Raw genomic sequence first — 17,595 nt, forward strand, 5'->3', positions numbered from 1 at the left:
ACCGCTTCAACAACCAGCGCCATCTGCCTGGAGGCAACCATGCCGGCCTCGTCGAGAACAAACACCGTCCTGGCATCAAGACCGTCCCTGTCTTGTTTCCAGCGCAGTTCCCACGACGCCAGCGTGCGGCTGACAATGCCCGCGTCCTTCTCAAGGCCTTCTGCTGCCTTGCCGGCAAGGGCTGCACCGACAACGCGATAACCAGCCAGTTCCCACGCCTCACGGGCAGCCTTCATCATCGTGGTCTTGCCCGCGCCGGCACGGCCAACGACAGCTGCGATCCGCGCGGCCCCCGCCACATGCTCGATGGCGACACGCTGTTCCTGCGACAGCTGCAAATGACGTGCCAAGACGCTGTCCAGCACCTTCTCTCGAACGCCATGCGTTGCGCGCTGCGACAGCCAGATCGATTGCGTTGCCATCTTGGCTTCGATGCGGATCAACTCGCGCGTTGTGTAGCGCGCTCGGACCTTGTCTCCTGTCGCAAGGTCGACGCCGTCGCGCTCGATGCGCAATGCCTCGGGGCTCTGCAGAACCCGCACCAGCAGATGCTGGAACGTGGCGGCATCGTCGACATAACGATGCAGGATCTTGGCGATATCGCGTTCGTCGAAGACGCTTCTTTCCGAAGAGACCATATCGAGCACGATCTCGGGCCGTCTTAAGAACCGGCGTGTATTCTCCTTGCGCTGCGCCTCGAACAGATCRATCCGCTCAAGCGAGGGCTTTTGACCTTCGCKTTCGSATTTACGCTGGATCGCCTTGGCGCCGACGCCGATATGRATGGTCGGCACGATGTCGATGCCGCGCTCGGCATAAGAGCGGCCATCAACGCGCAGATCGATGCCGCCAAGCGCCAGATGCCGGTTCTGCGTCTCGAACCAGCCATCGCGAAGCGCAGCAAAGTCGTTGATCCCGCCTGCCCATAGCTCATARACGATCTTGCCGGCGGTGTTGCGCAAGACCTCGCCATTCTCCCCGATGACGGCAATCTTCTTGGCGCCGAACCCATCTTCGGTCAGCGGTCGCAGCGTCATCATCAGATGGACATGCGGATTGCCCGGCGCGTCATGATAGACCCAGTCYGCMACCATGCCCTTGGCGAGGATGTGTCGTTCGACGAAATCACGGACCAGTGCGATGTTCTGCTCGGGCGACAGCTCCAGCGGCAAGGCAATGGTGATGTCCTTGGCAAGCTGGGCATCTGCGCGTTTCTCGCAAGCCTCGACCTTGTTCCAGAAGGCTTCCGCAGCACCTGCCACCGAGCGGTCGGCAATGAGGCTGCGCAGCCATTGTGGCGCATCCGGTGGTGCCGAAAACTCCTCGTGGAGTAGCCCTTGCTTGCGGGTGTAATCGACCGAGCGCGCCTCGCGTTCGTACTCCATCTTGGCGCAATGGCGATAGGCGGCCGACAGCACCGCGCTGCGGCCGTCGCCGCGGCTGACGATGCTGACGGAGAAGTGAGGGACAGTCACGGCAGAGATTGCTCCCGGAGCGAACGGACACCAGTGCGTTCGTCAGGGGCGGTTGGCCGGGCAGGCCGTTGAGCAACACGTCGCGCCAGCGACGTATAATTGCGCCCTTGGACCGCTCCTTCGGAACGGCGGGATCATCGTTGAGAGCGTCGGCTCCGCCGACTGCAGAATAAACGGGAATGCGCTTCGCACCCTCCCCGTCGATCTTTGCCTGGCGTTTGGCTCAATCCAAACAATGAGGAGGCTACCGGAATGAAACGACCCTCATCGAAGATCAGGGAAGAAATCGTCCGACTGCAAGAGCAACTCAAACAAGCGGAAATGCGCGAGGCCGAGCGCATCGGGCGGATGGCACTCCGGGCTCGTCTTGACGAAATTGAGATCGACGAAGCTGAGTTGCTGGCGGCCTTCGAGGAACTCGCGGGGCGGTTTCTCCAAAAGTCCAGAAAGAAGGATAGAGCCGGCAGGACAAACGGAACGTCGACCGCGTCGGTCGCGGCTGGCCAGGCTGCGGGCGGCGGCGGTGGGGCGTGAGCGCATGTCGCGGTTTGCCACATCGGAAGTCTGCAAGAGGGACACACGCGAGAAGATGGAGTTGGGCGGCCTGATAGTGAAGGCGGGGCTCCGATACGAGAAGTGGGCGCTATTGCTTGGCCTAATGCTCGATGCAAGCGGACGGCTGCGAGAAGACGAAGCCGAGCGACCCAGGCTCACGAAGATTGGAGTGGAGGCACTCGGTCATGACAGCGAGTAGGCTCCTGGTCGCAATCGCGCCTGTAGCACTGATGATCGGAACGCTGTTCGGCGTCACCGACGCCGAACACTTGCTGGTAACGCCCGGAATGAACGACAGTGCTCGCCTGATGCTAAGTCGTGCCGGGCTAGCCTTACCCTATTTCCTGTCGGGAACGGTTGGCGTCATCTTCCTCGTTGCGGCAGCAGGTGCAGCAAACATCAAAGCGGCTGGCTGGGGCGTCACGACGGGAAGTGCTGCGGTTGTTCTCATCGCAGTGGTTCGCGAGACAACCAGGCTTTCCGCATACACTGATCGCGTGCCAGCCGAACAGACGGTTCTGTACTACACTTATCCCTCCACCATGCTCGGAGCTGGTGTTGCAATGTTCGCGGGCATTTTTGCACTGCGCGTCGCAATGATCGGGAACGCTGCCTTCGCCAGAGCTGTGCCGCGCCGCATTCGTGGCAAGCGTGCCATTTACGGTGAGGCCGACTGGATGGGCATGCGCGAGGCGCGAGTGCTCTTTCCGGTCACGGGTGGAATTGTCGTCGGAGAGCGCTACCGCGTCGACCTCGACAGCGTCTCGACAATGGTATTCCGGGCCGACAGAAAGGAGACTTGGGGTTCTGGCGGTCGCTCGCCGCTACTTTGCTTCGACGGCTCTTTCGGTTCGTCACATGGAATCGTTTTTGCCGGTTCAGGCGGCTTCAAAACGACGTCGGTGACGATCCCGAGCGCACTCAAATGGGGTGGCGGGCTGGTGGTGCTTGATCCGTCCTCCGAGGTCGCGCCGATGGTGATCGCGCATCGCCGCGAAGCTGGCCGGAAGGTTATCACTCTCAAGGCCACTGACCCCACGACCGGGTTCAACGCGCTCGACTGGATCGGTCGTTTCGGCGGCACGAAGGAAGAAGATATCGTCGCGGTCGCGACCTGGGTCATGACCGACAATGCACGGCAGACTTCCGCACGAGACGACTTCTTCCGCGCCTCCGCACTTCAGCTCCTTACCGTGCTGATTGCCGACGTTTGTTTGTCGGGGCATACGGAGGCAAAGGAGCAGACCCTGAGACAAGTACGCACTAATCTTTCCGAGCCTGAGCCGAAACTGCGTGAGCGCCTCAAGCAAATCCATGAGCAGTCGGCATCGGAGTTCGTGAAGGAGAATGTGGCGGTGTTCGTGAACATGACGCCCGAGACTTTTTCCGGCGTCTATGCCAACGCCGTCAAGGAGACGCACTGGCTCTCCTATCCTAACTACGCGGCGCTGGTATCAGGCGAAGCATTTTCAACTGACGATCTGGCCGGCGGTGACACCGACATTTTCATCGCGCTCGACCTTAAGGTTCTGGACGCGCATCCGGGTCTCGCCCGGGTCATCATCGGTGCTCTTATGAACGCGATCTATAACCGCAATGGCGAAGTCACGGGAAGGACCCTGTTCCTGCTCGATGAGGTGGCGCGTCTCGGCTATCTCAGGATCCTCGAAACCGCCCGCGATTCAGGGCGTAAATACGCCTTGACGCTCATCATGATCTTCCAGTCAATCGGGCAGATGCGCGAGGCCTATGGCGGCCAGAACGCCACAAGCAAATGGTTCGAGAGCGCATCATGGATCAGCTTCGCCGCGATCAACGATCCTGACACCGCTGAATACATCTCCAAGCGCTGCGGCGACACGACGGTCGAAGTCGACCAGATGAGCCGCACGAGCGGGATATCCGGCTCGTCGCGCTCGCGATCAAAGCAACTGATCCGGCGCCCTCTGATCCTGCCCGACGAGGTCCTGCGCATGCGCTCGGACGAGCAGATCGTCTTTACCGCAGGCAACCCGCCGCTCCGTTGCGGGCGCGCGGTGTGGTTCCGACGGGATGACATGAAGGCCGTCGGCAAGAACAGGTTCCACCGGAAAGGTAAGGCTTGAGGACCGGAACGGAGAGCATAAAGAGCTCACCTTGCGCCTAGCATCATGGCCGCTAATTTGCAGAGCTTGGCGCACACAACCGGCCAGTGTTCGGTGTGCCCCTACCAGGCGCTCCCCTGGCGCGCCCGGCTCGACCTTGTCGGGGACCTGCGGGGCGCGCCACTGCAACTGACATCGCCGCAAGCAAAGTTATTGCATTTCCTGCGGCCTCAGACCGCAAAATACCCTGAGCTAGGCCTTTGCAGACAGGGTCGGGCTGTCATCCCCGCTTAGGATAGCGCGAAGGTCAATGGCCTGGTCATGCGGAGCAAAAAGCAAGCTGGCTTCTGTCGTACGGTACAGGTTCTCGACATGGGCGACAGCTTGCTCGACTTTACCTGCATAAATCAGCTCGATCAGCTGCCTATGATATTCATGCGGGGGCCAGAGCACCAGATTCTGCTGATAAAGCGTGATCGCCATCGTACCGCGCATCATCAGGCGCTCTTGGGCCGCTGCCAGTGTCTTGTTGCCGTACAGCAAGACCAATAGAACATAAAACTCGACGATAAGACGCCGCATGGAGTGGTAGTCATTCGCCGCCGCCACTTGCTGCTGGAACTGGTAGTGCGCGTCAAGGCGCCCCCGGTCTTCTGCGCTGAGGCGCATAGGGTTTTTAGCAAGCTCGCCCACGACATGCATGGCGATGACGCGGGTGGCTTCAAGGACTTCCTGTGCATCCTCCGGCGTCGGCGTGGCGACATAGGCACCGCGGTTGGGAGGCAAATGAACAATCCCCTGCTCCTCCATAATGAACAGGAGCTTGCGAATGACGGTCCGGCTGATGTTGAAGGCAGCGCCGATCTCGTCTTCGGCCAATTTGGTGCCGGGGCGGATCTTGCGGTCTAGGATGGCGTTCCACAGCCGGTCGTAGATCAGCGCTTCAACACAGCGGTGCCGTTAGCGCTGGGGAATGGTAACGTTGGGGCATCCTTCAAAGTCTCCTGGCGGTAATACCTGGCTTATATCAATGGTCTTGGTGGACTGGAAACATGAAAACTTGCAAATCGAGTCAACGTGCATGACAGGATTTCATCGCTTCAATTGGGTCGGCCTGCGAGGCGCCACTTGAGACAGCAACTCGGGCCAGATCGTGTTTTTCTGCGGCGGAGTCTGCCCGCAAGGACGGCCAATTGCCGATTAATCGCCACTCACGCTGAACCTCTCGGCCATCGCTCAATTGTAAGTCCTGCCACATACGAACTCGCTCGGCTTCCAATCGTATGAACGGCCGCTTCCGGTATTGCTGCGCAGGCGTCCGGCTCCGGGTGCACATTTGGTCGCTGCAGGTCTTGCCAACGGCAATCCTAAGAAGAACGATCTTACAGAGTTTGCCATTATACTGCCGCCGCTTAGATCTTGGTGAACTCTCAACTTACCGGCCTTTCGTTCCGCAAGCCAAGGCAGGACGGTTGAGGGCAACGATCTTCGTTGTCGGCCTAAACCGATCATTCTCTTAGTCGTGAATTTCATTCAGGCACTTGTTTCGTGCGACAATGTGCGGCCTTGGCCGCACCATTTGGGGCGATGAGCCCCCCGCCAGTTCGACCGGAGCGCCGCAGGCGATCGAGGCGGCGAGGCTAGGCTGAAGTCGCCGAAACCATTGCTGGCTTTGCCACAATGGGTCGGACTGGCACCCGTTGCCCTGGTGTGGATGGCCCTTCTTTTGCCGGTCTCTTGGAAACGGCTAGGGGACTGCTATGTTCAATCTCGAAGTGTGAGATGAGCTTTCGCCCGCCCTACTCTTCCTAGAGGATGAATTGAACCCGGAGCACGAGTGACCAGCTCTTCCGGGTTCTTTTCAATTCTAGGGTGAACCAATGGGGATTAACCACATGTGTGCACCTTCGAGTTTGAGGGCAAAGCCTGAATGCCTCGGCCGGGAATGCTCATCCTCCGGCTGGTTCGACGCTGGCTGCTTGTGCCTCGCGGGCGAGGTTCATGGCGGCTTCCATGCCGTCCAGAGGGTCGCCAAAGGGCGCCTTTGTCCGTGCGTTGAGGACTGACCATTTCCGGCCTTGCGTCTGTTCGACGGTGTAAAGCATAGGGTTCCCTCGTTAACTGGCATCTATCGAGGCAGGAGCTACTCTCCCGCCCCGCTTTGCGGGGTGTCACCGGCCAATGCCTTTCAATTCGGCCATGCGCTCGCCCAGCATCCACAAGGCTTTGTTGAGCTTGATGTCCTGATCGATGCCGTTGACGGCGCGGCTTGTGACGCGGCGCGGGCGTCCAAGGTCGTCGCGCCCGACGCCGCGGACACCACCCTTGATGATATTTTCCTGCGCCACATTAAATGTTGTCCAAAGATCATCGCTACGGTCGTCGTAGCGGCGCGGAATGAGGAGCTGGGCCGGTTGAATGGGCGTGGCGGTCTCGCCTTCACTATCGCCGAAGCGCACAAGGTGCGCGGCTTCGGCAAACACTGCCCGTTCTTCGCGATCCAGCTTGACCGTGCTCCAATCCTGCGGTGCCGCCAGCGTCTTCTCCGCCTCACCCAAAACGCGATAGGTACCCTCGATCACCTTGGCGCGAACGTCGCCGGAATGGCGCACCTTGACGCTGTCGAGCGTTGCCGTCTGTGCGACCATGGAATTCAGGCAACAGATGCGGAAAAGCCCGGCCATCAGGTCGTAAGCGCTGGTGCCGTCATTGGCATTTTTCAGCAGGATTTCACAAACTGTATCCCCCACTGAATGGGTCTTGGCAGTGTCGAGGCGGCGCAACCTTATCAAGTGCTTGGTGAACTCTGCCTTGCCTGCGATGCGCGTGCGCGACTGTTTTGCGCCCACAGGCATAAAGCCTTCGGCCATCAGGCCGCGCAAGACGTCGATAGTGGGGATTGGTTGGAACCGTTCGGAGCGGCTTTCATGAGCAGTAACGGCAAATATGGACGGCGCGGCTCGGCGTAACTCGTCTTCGGACATGGCACGGCCTGAATCAAAGCGAGCGGTGTTTGTGTAGATGGACATTGGTCTCTCTCCAGTTCCCTTTTTCCGCGAAGCGGTTTTGCTCTGTCCCGTAGGGGCAGGAGCCCCGCTCCTGCCTTCGAGCACGTGCGGAACGTGGGGTTGGGAGGGGAAACAGGTTTCGCGGGGAACCGCCTGCACGGAGCGGGGCATAGCCACGTGGAGGAAGGTGGGCGGAAGCCTGTTTGGGGAGGAGAAGGGGCAAAGCCCCTCGGCTTCCCTGCTTGAAGCAAGCAAGCGGCACTGGTGGGGCCGCACAACCGCTTTGCTCGGCGGAGACGGGCGTAAGCGTGGCTCCGAATAGAGCGCCACGGAGAGAACTTCGTCGTCCGCATGGACGGCGCACCATTGCCAGTATTTCCCGCCTGAGGCGACCATCTCATCGAGGTGCCATTTGTCGGGAATGACCTCTATGCCGTGAGCATATCCTTGATTTGACGAAGACTGAGCGGAATGCGGAAATAGAGCCACATCGGGTGGCTGATGATTTCAGCCGAAAAGCGGTGGCGCTAGAGATGTTTAGCCAGTCCGACTATGGCGCCATCTACGAGCCAACCTCTCATTCGGTTAACGCGACGCTACCGTCAGGATCGCCCGAAGATCGATCTCTTCTTTGCCCCCGTCTGGTCGCAATGTGCGGCGGATTGCGTCGTAGACCGTGCGGTAATAGGCGACTGCCTCGGCCGGCTCGCCGTCGAAAATATGGCGGGTCAGAGTTGTCGTAAATTCTGCTCTGCTGATCAGGGGGGGCGCTACCTGATACGAAGCAAGCGCAACGGTGTAGAGGTTCATCTGTCTATCGAATACGCCCGCCATAAGCCGGTTGCCGTGAATCAGCGCGAGAAGCAGGCAAAACTCGTTGTTCAGCCGGCGTGCGGTATGGAAATCCTGGTCAGCGGTGGCCTTTTCTTGGGCCTTGATGTGGTCGGCGAGCTTGTTGCGTTGTTCCTTGGTGATGCGCTCTGGGTGTGCCGCCAGTTCGCCTATGAAATAGATGAGCGAGGCAGACACGGATTCCAAGAGTTCCTCTGCGTCTCGGAACGATGGCGAAGCGATGTAAGCGCCGCGGTTGGCGGGCAACGAGACAATGCCTTCCTGTTCCATGATGAACAGTACCTTGCGGATGACCGTACGGCTGATGCCATAGATCTCCCCTATCACGGACTCATCGAGCTTGGCGCCCGGTCTGAGTTTGCGGTTGATCACCGCGTTCCACAGGTCATTGTAGATCTTGGCTTCGATCCCAACCAACGGCGCCATCAGCAGCGTCATCGCATCCTGATCATGAAGCGCTGGCGACAGATAGCGTTCTGGCATGGGTCCTCTTGTATGTTTGTCGATCAAAAGTTGCAGCAATACTGATTGGCGAGTCCTTTCGAATTGATTTATAGCTAGTAGGTCGTCGCTGCAAGAACGCAACGACCGGACGCTTCAAGACTTGCGCGGCCCCTTCCATTTGCTAGTCGTCAGGTTCCGGAAAGCTCGGCGGCGGCGCGCGCGTCCGTCTATCTCGGTCAAAGCGAAGGTGAGCGCCTGCTGGTCGCTGGACTTCATGAACGTACAGTTTGCCTGCGGCAGACGTTTTCCGCGTTCTCAAATGTCGTCGGTCATGCGCGTGCGAATGCCTGGCAGTGCGATATCAGGTTCATCAGCGATGAACCTGTTGGCTGATAGTTGGCGGTCGTGGTCCAGCCTGTTGTCAGATACAAGCATCATCGTTTCTCACTCGCTGTGATTGCCCCCGCGGTCTGACTCTACCTCCAATTTGCGCCGAGCCTGCCTGCTTCTGGTGGAAGAGAAGCTGCTGGTGCGTGCCATCGTCATTTCCTATGAAACGATCTGCTGCTGAGTGGGGAAATTCGGACCGACTATGCCAGCCGCAGGATTTCCGAGGGCTAAGGCAGCTTCAGGCGGCGGCCGGCGATCCGATCATTCAAGGGCTCGTGCTTTCCGATCACTATCGAGTGACACCAGTTGGCGAAAAACTCGGCGCTGCGCCACTCTCCACTCGTGGTGGTTCCAGTCGAATACAACGATGATGATCCGAAAAACCGCCGATATTGTCGTTCCATAGCCAATAGGTGCAGGCTGAAAGCCTCGAGGCCGTCGAACTGCGACTTACCAAGAACAGATACCGAAACACTCGTCTGGCGGACGTCACCGCCTGTGAGGTTGGCGCCGAAAGTCGTACAAGGTTGGGTTGCGGCATGATGCGCAACAGCCAGGAGCGTACAGTGCCGACTGCAGCATCTGACCGACTCGCTCTCGCAGCCAGACCCGGACCTCGAACAGGAGCATCGGGTGTTTCTTTGGAAGCCGAACGATGTCCTCAGAAGCCAGTGCGGAGTTCGGCAAAAATTCCCTCGATCCGGGTGGCCTCGTCATCCGTCAGACCCGCGAATTCGCGCTCGCGCGCCCGCTTCGAAAGCTGTCCGTCATTTTGGCGCAGAAACCGGAACAAAAGATCAAGTAGCCTGTCTGGCATGTCGATCATGCCCAGAATTTGACTCTTGAATGTGTCGTAACTCCGGAGGAACGCGGTCTCGGACGGCAGATCGACATCGACCGTGCGTGCCACGCAGGCGAACAGGAATTCGGCATGCGGGGTGGCGTCGAAATAGCGATAGAAGTCTATCGTCTCGTTCAGCACCTCCACATTGCCGCGATCGGTCGGCCGCCATCGAACATGCGGTATGAGACGACGCGAGTAACTTTCCAACGTCTTCCGATAGTCGTCGATCCGGTCGAGGATGACCGCAGAGACGGGGAAAACCAGGCCTGGCGGATTGAAACCACGCTCGGCCAGCACATGATGGACGAGATAGCGGTGAAGGCGGCCGTTCCCGTCCTCGAACGGATGGATATAAATAAAGCCAAACGCTAGGCCGGCGGCGGCAATAACGGGGTCGAGCCCCCTGGCCGCGCTTCTGTCGAAGGCAGTCAAGCCCTCGACCAGCTCCGGCAAATCCTCATGCCGCGCGCTGATATGGTCAGGAATGGGCGCGCCTGTGTTGCGTTCGTGCTCGCCGACGAAGCCGCCCTCTACGCGCAATCCCAAGTGCACAAAGCGCGCGTCGCCGATGACGATGCGCTGCAAACGCTGGAGTTCGTCGCGGTCGATCGGACGGCGGCCCGCCTCCCCGATGACCTGCCCCCAGCGCTGGATACGGTCCTGAGGCGGATCTTCACCTTCGATCTCGAAACTCGACCGCGAATCCTTTAGCAGCAGGAAGGCCGCCGTCCGCGCCAGCAGGTCGGCTGGCACCTCAGCGACCAGACGTCGAGCTTCTTCAGCCAGATTGCGAGCGACGAATGCTTTTAGCGCCGGCGTTCGGAACATCATTGGGCAGAACGCCGGCGTACCCGGCAGGTTGTTCTTCACCCGATGGCGGGTCGAGGTTGTGCCATTCGTCGCCCATTGCTGCTTAGGATCGACGACCAAGGCATAGGCACCCTGCTCAGCATCGGGAAGATCGAGCTGTGCGTCAAGGAGCCATTCGTACAGAAACCACAGCCGGCGCGCATAAGCGCCCGTCGGTGTCGCACGCACGATATCGGCGATCGGCTCGGAACCGGTGGCGCGAAACAGCTCCTTCAGCACGGCCAGATCCAGCCCCTCATAGCGCAGGGCGAAGGTCAGATGCCCGCTAAGGTCGGCACTGGGCGCATGGCGAGGCGTGTAGATATTCCAGCCATCGGCCTCATAGACCTTGTGGCGCGGACCAATGGCAGCCAGGGTTCGTGGGATCGGTACGGCCAGATCGTAGGCATCGATGAGAGCTGCGTAGCCTACCGGTGTGGCTGCTTCCGGCATCCCGCGACTGTGAAAAACACTCACGGCGCCTGAAAATGGCTCATGCTGTCTCTCCGTCATGAATTTCGATGCTCTTTCGTGAATATCGATTCCATAGATAGTATTCCATGAAAAGTGATAACATGCAAATATGATCCGTGAGCATGGAACCCTCGTCCTGAATTACGATCACAAAAAAGGCTTCATGCCCCTCCACCGCGACGATAGTACTGGCTATCACCAGTAAGCTGATTTCTGGTTCCCAGCCGGTGCGTTCGTGGCTGGAGCAGCCATCGGTAGTGCGCTCAATCAGCCGCGCAATGTCGAAGCCTGCGCGCTATGGTAAAACTGGGTGACAATCGCGTCGCTCGCCGAGACTTGCAAACTCAACGCCGTCATGCCGCAGGCCTATCTGGCCAGCACGCTCATAGCCATCGTCAAAGGCCACAACGGAGCCGGGTCGATGACCTCCTTCCCTGGAATCATCCACCCAAGGTGTGAGCGGGACACCGCACACAGCGACAAGCTCAACCTTTCCGACGCTTCGTTTAACGAGAGTCCGTCGTCATCTGAGATGGCCGGCGATCGGACGGAGCCGCCCGTAGAGAAGGCTATTCCGAGGTTCGAAAGACCTCTCTAACGGTCTTGATCGACCCGGCGTCGTTGACCCTGTAACCGGGTAATTGCGAAACCGCGGCATGGAACTCGTCGCCGCGCATGATCGAAAGCACGCGCTTGACTGCGTCAACCTCCAATATTTCTTTACGGCAGACGAAAAAGTAATCTTCAGTCACCAGGCGGACGAAATCGAGCCCGAATTGTCGCGCCGCAGCTTCAACCCCGAAGGCAACATCGGCCATGCCGGAGGCCACATAAGCCGCGACCGCCGCATGGGTGAATTCGGCATGTTCGTAGCCGTTGATGCCCGCGCTATCTATATGCTGTTGGGCCAGGAGCTGACTCAACAGCATCCGAGTGCCTGAATCCGGATCGCGATTGACGAAGCGTATCTGGGGATCGAGCAAGCGGTCGAGAGAGGTAATGCCGAGCGGGTTTCCGTGCGCGACCATCAAGCCCATCTCACGGGTGACGAAGCCGATAACCCGATGTGCGCTCGTCAGCCAGCCTTTGCTGGCCGCGATGCTGCGTTTGCGCAATTCGCCCTGCGGCAGGTGCATGCCGGCGAGATCGCAACCGTCATGAGCCAGCGAAGCCAACGAGTTCTGGTTGCTGACATAGCGGAAATCCACGCCGATATCCGGCTCGCGGCTAAGCAGCTCGCGCAGTTTGGGAACCGCGAAACCATGGCTAGCATGTACCCTCAGGATCAGCGGACCATGCGGCAGCAGTTGATTGATCTCAGTCTCAAGCTCCTGCGAAAGGTTCTGCAGCAGCGGCCCGAGACGCGCTTCCAGCCGCTGTCCGGCCCAAACCAGCTTGTCGCCAAAAGGCGTGAGGCTGGTGCCACTGCCTTGCTTGCGGACCACAAGCGGCGTGTCGAAAAAAGCTGACCATTTTTCGATCAGGTTCCACGCGTGGCGGTACGAAACGCCAACCAAGTCGGCAGCCTTGGTGATCTTTCCGCTCGCCCGTATCTCCGCCAGGAAGCCGAGCATGATCTGCAAGGATTGTGAGTCCTGGCTGCGCCGGAAGCGCCAGACTGGATCGATCTCGATACGGATCATCGTGCCCTCCCTGCCTTGGCGCAACCACATATGATGTTCACTTCATATATCGGTGTTAGCCAGACTTGCATGAGGGATCATGTATCCAGACGTCGATATAGGCAACAAATATCCTATTCCCACAGGAAAATATCTTTCCTAGGCTGATATCAGTCTCCTGCTCGCGGCATTGGGAACAACCGCTCCAGCAGAGACATATGAAACAAGATTCATATGTGGAGGAAGTCTGTGGTATTCGCCTTTTCCGACTGGACCCAGAAACTGCTCATCGACGGCAAACGCGTCGACGCACTTTCCGGCCGCACTTTCGAGACCGTCGATCCGTCGACGGGCAATGTCATCGCCAAGATCGCCGAGGCTGACGCCGCCGATGTCGACGCCGCCGCGCGTTCCGCCCGCGCCGCCCTCGAAGCCGATTGGGGACGGATGCGCGCCAGCGAGCGCGGCCTGCTGCTGCTCAAGCTTGCCGAGTTGATCCGCCAGAACGAGGACGAGCTGGTCAATTTGGAAAGCCTTGATAGCGGCAAGCCGGTTTCGGCTATCCGCCGCCAGGACCTTCCGGCCGTCATCGACACGCTGGTCTACTATGCGGGCATGGCCGACAAGATCAACGGCAAGGTGATACCGGCACGACAGGATGCTCTCACCTACACCGTGCGCGAGCCGCTTGGCGTCGTCGGCGCTATCATTCCGTGGAACTTCCCGCTGATGATCGGCATGTGGAAGATCGCGCCGGCACTGGCGTGCGGCTGCACGGTCGTACTGAAGCCTGCGGAAATCACCCCGCTGACAGCACTCCGTATCGGCGAACTGGCGCTCGAAGCCGGTTTCCCAGCCGGCACGCTCAATGTCGTTCCCGGCTTCGGCAAGGTTGCAGGACAGGCGATCGTCGATCATCCCGACATCGACAAGGTCACCTTCACCGGTTCACCAGCGGTCGGTCGCCAGATCCTGCGCGGTGCAGCCGGCAACCTCAAGCGCGTCACGTTGGAGCTCGGCGGCAAGTCGGCCAACATCATCTTCCCCGACGCCGACATCGATGCCGCGGTCAAGGCTGCGGGCGCGGGCATTTTCTTCAACACTGGTCAGGTCTGTTCGGCGGGCTCGCGCATCCTTGCCCATGAAAGCGTCTATGACGAGGTTGTCGAGCGGCTTGCAGCACGAGCGAATTCGACCCGCATCGGCGATCCGCGCGAAACGTCGACTGGCATGGGGCCTCTGGTCTCCGAAGTGCAGATGAACCGGGTCCTCGAGTACATCGACATTGGCAAAAAGGAAGGTGCGCGCCTGGTCACCGGCGGCAGCCGTCACGGCGAGCGCGGCTTCTATGTAGAACCTACCGTGTTCGCAGACGTCGAGCACGAGATGCGCATCTCGCAGGAAGAAATTTTCGGCCCCGTCGCCACGGTCATCAAGTTTACCGACGACGAGGACGCACTTCGCATCGCCAACGGCACGGTCTACAGCCTGGCTGCAGGCGTGTGGACAGCGGATATCGCCCGGGCGCACCGTTTCACGCGCCGCCTCAAGGCCGGCACCGTTTGGGTGAATACCTACGGCCCGACGGACATCCGGCTTCCCTGGGGCGGCGCCCGCGACTCCGGCTTCGGTCGCGAGCACGGCGAAGAGGCTATCGAGAACTTCACCGAACCCAAGGTTGTCTGGATCAACACCGGCCGTTGATGACGCGCTCTGCCTGAGCGGAAGCAACCTCAACAACCCAAGCAGTCACTGAACCGATCCGTGGCCCAGCGCTGCTGGGCACGGCGAAGCTTTGCCAAAATCTGGAGGAAAACAAGATCATGCGTATTGCCATCATCGGACAGCAGGCATTTGGACAAAGCGTTCTCGAGGCGTTTCTCGCCCGGGGCGACGAAGTCGCTGGCGTATTCTGCGCGCCGGAGAAACCCGGTGCGCGGCCCGACCCGCTGCGGGTTGCGGCCGAGAAGGCCGGGCTCAAAGTGTTTCAACTGCCCAGCCTTAAGGGCGAAGCTGCGGAGAACGCCTTGCGCGAACTCAACGTCGATCTCGCCGTCATGGCTTATGTGCTGCAGTTTGCGCCGCAGGACTTCGTCAACATCCCCAAGCACGGCACCATCCAGTACCATCCGTCGTTGCTGCCCAAATATCGCGGACCGAGCTCGATCAACTGGCCGGTGATCAAGGGCGACACCCAGACGGGCCTCACCATCTTCCGCCCTACCGACGGCCTCGACGAGGGCCCCGTCATCCTCCAGAAAACCGTCGACATCGGCCCGGACGATACACTTGGAAGCGTGTATTTTGACTGGCTGTTCCCGCTCGGCGTTGATGCCATGCTGGAAGCTGCGGACCTCGTCGTCGCGGGCAAACACAACGAAACTGAACAGGACGAGAGCAAGGCCTCCTACGAAGGCTGGTGCAAGGATGTGGAAGCCAGAATCAACTGGCATGCCCACATTGATGTGATCCACAACCTCATCCGCGGCTGCGACCCGGCACCCGGCGCATGGGCTTCGGTCAACGGCACCAAGGTACGCTTGTTCGAGGCGCGCAAGCACCTGGTACGCCGCTTCGGCGACGTCTTGGGCAAACCAGGTGAAATCAGCGCCATCGGCGAGCGCAGCATCAGCGTTTCGGCGCAGGGCGGAACCGTGGAGATATTCAAGGTTCGCACCGAAGCGGGCCAGAAGCTTTCGGGTGCTGCTTTCGCCGAAGCCTTTGGTTTGAAGCCGGGCATGAAGCTTGAGGCACCGGTCGTGGTGAAGACTGCCGAACCAGTCAACTGACGATTTTTCGTCGGTCAACCCTGGGGTTGACCATCCTCCCATAATAGCCGCCGAGCCATCGGCGGCTTTTATCCTTTCCTCTGGCCCGCCGCTGCGCCAGCAAGCTTTCACTCCTCGTGCCAGAAAAGACACCGCGCCGACGTCAGGAGGTCCGCTAGATGTGGGGGGCGCATCGTGCCTGGAATGCCGGCCAGTTGCGCCGATCGATAACGAGAAGCTGGCAATAGTGTCACGATGCGCCGCTCCAGGTCGCAGACGATGGTGCCGTAACGATGGTTTCTGGCCCAATCTTCAACACCGACAACCTTGAGGGTCCGTTCGCAAACAAGCCCGCCGCCAAACGACTCGTAGCAGCGTGTGTCATTGCTGACCGGAACCACCTGGCAAAACCGGCCGCCGGCCTGCCACCAAGCACCAATCCAGGGTGATGGACGATGCATTCCAAGCGGACGTACGCCGTGTTGCATCCGAACATAACAACCTACGACCGGGTTCAGATCGCCTAACTTTACGATGCCTTGGTGGAAGACTCGGAGGCCAAGTGGATGACGGCGGCAGATATTTTCCATTCGCTGGTGAAAAAGATCCTGACGCCGGAGCACACGAGCTGCAGATCGACGTGCGCGGCGATCTTAGACGGTATTCTCTGCGATACTCAGTTCAACATCCGGCGTGACGCGCTCGAGAAGTCGGCCCTCCAGTGCCTTCACACCCATCTGATGGAGCCGGGACTGTTCGAAGAATTCTACGCCGAGTTCACCCGCGAGGTGACCGCCGGCGCGTCGAGCGCAGCACGAACCTGGACGCTTCGTGGGCCGCGCTTTCGGCAGCCACAAGAACCTGCAACAGGCCCGCCTGCGTGCCCAGAACAAACAGCACCATGGCAGAGCCTGTCGCGTGTATGGTGACATGGGCCAGCCGGCCGGCATGGAAGAAGTGCTTGCGCCCACGCAGCATGAAGCCAAACTGCAGACCATAGTCCGCAAGAAGATGTTTTATCTGCAGAATAACCAAAAGCAGAAACATACCTTCCTGCGACTGGCTCATGATACTGGACGTCGTCTTGTTTGACGCATCTTGCTATATCCCGCCTTGCGAAAAGATCATGAACGCCAAACTTTTCTCATGCATGATCTGCCAATAACAATCCATGTTATCCACGGGTACTGCAGACAGCTCCCCATCATCGATCTTGCTCATGGATTGCGCAACCGGTCAAAGTGTAGTTCAGTATGAACCTGCGTTTCCTTCAGAAAATGCGGGGTAATTGCTATCGAACTCAGTCTGGAGGCAGCCTTATCCCCCAGTGGTTTTTTGGGACATCTGGCATATCTGCTATTGGTCGTTTCGATGATCATGCGCCGGATGCTGTGGCTTCGCATCTTCGTCATCCTGTCGTCGATCGCCGGCATTTGCTATGCGATGTTCATCCTGACCGACCCTGTCAGCGTGTTTTGGGAAACCACTTTGATTGCGGTCAACATACTGCAGTTCGGCATCAGCGCCTGGCAAAACAGCCGTGCCCGTTTCAGTCCGGAAGAACGCAGATTCATGGACCAGCATTTCCTGGGTCTGGCAACCGGACAGCAGCGCATCCTCCTGGATCTCGGGAAGTGGTCGAACCTTCCGGCGGGCACCGTCCTGTGCACGGAAGGCGCGGCGGTGCCTGCGCTCTACTACATCAGCAGCGGACAAGCCGCGGTTGCCGCCCATGAAAAGGTAGTCGGCACCTGCGAAAGCGGCAGCTTCGTCGGAGAGATCTCCGTTTCGACATCGGCCCCCGCAAGCGCCACCGTGACACTGACCGAGCCAGGTCTTTTGTGGCGAATAGAAGCCGAGCGGCTGCGTTCGCTGATGGAGCACCGCCCCCAGATCGCCAACGCGCTCAAAGCGAGCTTTTTCGTCGCGCTGCGAGACAAGCTGCTGCGTACCAACATGCAACTGAGTGTTCTTGCGGGGTCGGACAAATAGTGCCTGCGGCATGCGCCATCAGTCATCGGTCCTTGACCATGAATACAACTCCTTGACGCGTGGCCCGCATTTGACAATCATCGGGCGATTAGTGGTGCGTGTCCACTTGGACGCACGACGACGTTCAGACACTTTGAACCTACGCATCTTGATGCTGCGCATCGTGCTTGCCGAATTTCGTTTCTGATCCTCGGGCCTTTGTATCAGCTGGTTTGGCAGTCCCTTTCTTGAATGAAGA

14 protein-coding genes and 3 pseudogenes are annotated in these 17,595 nt (G+C 59.3%); 7 read left to right on the forward strand and 10 right to left on the reverse strand.

What is annotated here, in order from left to right; all coding sequences use genetic code 11:
• The coding region (gene traA, locus AC1DLV_RS26820) for a Ti-type conjugative transfer relaxase TraA (protein WP_476836295.1) at positions 1–1,475 on the reverse strand (1,475 nt) is incomplete at its 3' end.
• Positions 1,476–1,727: 252 nt separating this feature from the next.
• Here traA and AC1DLV_RS26825 point away from each other — a divergent pair.
• Genes AC1DLV_RS26825 through traG form a run of 3 tightly spaced genes read left to right on the forward strand, consistent with a single transcriptional unit; the run spans position 1,728 to position 4,135 of the window.
• Positions 1,728–2,009 carry a TraC family protein gene (locus AC1DLV_RS26825; RefSeq protein ID WP_476803085.1) on the forward strand — a complete coding sequence of 94 codons (282 nt, stop codon included), beginning with the start codon at positions 1,728–1,730 and terminating at the stop codon, positions 2,007–2,009.
• 4 nt (positions 2,010–2,013) lie between these two features.
• Positions 2,014–2,229 carry a type IV conjugative transfer system coupling protein TraD gene (gene traD, locus AC1DLV_RS26830; protein WP_476803086.1) on the forward strand — a complete coding sequence of 72 codons (216 nt, stop codon included), beginning with the start codon at positions 2,014–2,016 and terminating at the stop codon, positions 2,227–2,229.
• The gene (gene traG / locus AC1DLV_RS26835; RefSeq protein ID WP_476803087.1) at positions 2,216–4,135 is read left to right on the forward strand and encodes a Ti-type conjugative transfer system protein TraG; all 1,920 of its coding nucleotides are present in this window, start codon (positions 2,216–2,218) and stop codon (positions 4,133–4,135) included. The genes traD and traG overlap by 14 nt, the downstream gene beginning before the upstream one ends.
• A gap of 231 nt (positions 4,136–4,366) precedes the next feature.
• On the opposite strand, the gene AC1DLV_RS26840 is transcribed toward traG, so the two are convergent.
• From AC1DLV_RS26840 to AC1DLV_RS26865, 6 genes and pseudogenes are all read right to left on the reverse strand, one after another.
• A complete protein-coding gene (locus AC1DLV_RS26840) occupies positions 4,367–5,053 on the reverse strand; it encodes a GntR family transcriptional regulator (protein WP_476803156.1) in 687 nt (228 codons plus the stop codon).
• A gap of 1,010 nt (positions 5,054–6,063) precedes the next feature.
• Entirely contained in the window at positions 6,064–6,219 is a 156-nt protein-coding gene (locus AC1DLV_RS26845; protein ID WP_476803088.1) for a hypothetical protein, read from the reverse strand.
• Between the two features lie 66 nt (positions 6,220–6,285).
• Positions 6,286–7,098, reverse strand: coding sequence for a DUF932 domain-containing protein (locus AC1DLV_RS26850; RefSeq protein ID WP_476836296.1), 813 nt, complete (start codon positions 7,096–7,098; stop codon positions 6,286–6,288).
• Positions 7,099–7,476: 378 nt separating this feature from the next.
• Positions 7,477–7,628: pseudogene (locus AC1DLV_RS26855) on the reverse strand (IS6 family transposase); the annotation flags it as partial.
• Positions 7,629–7,707: 79 nt separating this feature from the next.
• A complete protein-coding gene (locus AC1DLV_RS26860) occupies positions 7,708–8,457 on the reverse strand; it encodes a GntR family transcriptional regulator (protein WP_476803090.1) in 750 nt (249 codons plus the stop codon).
• Between the two features lie 1,012 nt (positions 8,458–9,469).
• Positions 9,470–11,014: a Fic family protein gene (locus AC1DLV_RS26865; RefSeq protein WP_476803091.1), complete on the reverse strand. Its 1,545-nt coding sequence runs from the start codon at positions 11,012–11,014 to the stop codon at positions 9,470–9,472.
• 265 nt (positions 11,015–11,279) lie between these two features.
• Here AC1DLV_RS26865 and AC1DLV_RS26870 point away from each other — a divergent pair.
• Positions 11,280–11,434 (forward strand): annotated as a pseudogene (locus tag AC1DLV_RS26870) (transposase domain-containing protein); the annotation flags it as partial.
• Positions 11,435–11,544: 110 nt separating this feature from the next.
• On the opposite strand, the gene AC1DLV_RS26875 reads toward AC1DLV_RS26870, so the two are convergent.
• Entirely contained in the window at positions 11,545–12,618 is a 1,074-nt protein-coding gene (locus tag AC1DLV_RS26875) for a substrate-binding domain-containing protein (RefSeq protein WP_476803092.1), read from the reverse strand.
• Positions 12,619–12,831: 213 nt separating this feature from the next.
• Between AC1DLV_RS26875 and AC1DLV_RS26880 the strand changes: the two genes are divergently transcribed.
• A complete protein-coding gene (locus AC1DLV_RS26880) occupies positions 12,832–14,301 on the forward strand; it encodes an aldehyde dehydrogenase family protein (RefSeq protein WP_476803093.1) in 1,470 nt (489 codons plus the stop codon).
• A gap of 119 nt (positions 14,302–14,420) precedes the next feature.
• Positions 14,421–15,386 (forward strand): methionyl-tRNA formyltransferase, encoded by a 966-nt coding sequence (locus AC1DLV_RS26885; RefSeq protein ID WP_476803094.1) that lies wholly within the window; start codon positions 14,421–14,423, stop codon positions 15,384–15,386.
• 194 nt (positions 15,387–15,580) lie between these two features.
• Here AC1DLV_RS26885 and AC1DLV_RS26890 read toward each other — a convergent pair.
• Both AC1DLV_RS26890 and AC1DLV_RS26895 read right to left on the reverse strand, forming a co-directional pair.
• Positions 15,581–15,834 (reverse strand): annotated as a pseudogene (locus AC1DLV_RS26890) (ISL3 family transposase); the annotation flags it as partial.
• Positions 15,835–16,142: 308 nt separating this feature from the next.
• A complete protein-coding gene (locus tag AC1DLV_RS26895) occupies positions 16,143–16,433 on the reverse strand; it encodes a hypothetical protein (RefSeq protein ID WP_476803095.1) in 291 nt (96 codons plus the stop codon).
• Positions 16,434–16,736: 303 nt separating this feature from the next.
• On the opposite strand from AC1DLV_RS26895, the gene AC1DLV_RS26900 reads away from it, so the two are divergent.
• The gene (locus tag AC1DLV_RS26900; RefSeq protein ID WP_476803096.1) at positions 16,737–17,357 is read left to right on the forward strand and encodes a cyclic nucleotide-binding domain-containing protein; all 621 of its coding nucleotides are present in this window, start codon (positions 16,737–16,739) and stop codon (positions 17,355–17,357) included.
• Positions 17,358–17,595 lie beyond the last annotated feature (238 nt).

This window comes from Aminobacter sp. 01T433 (assembly GCF_056398585.1).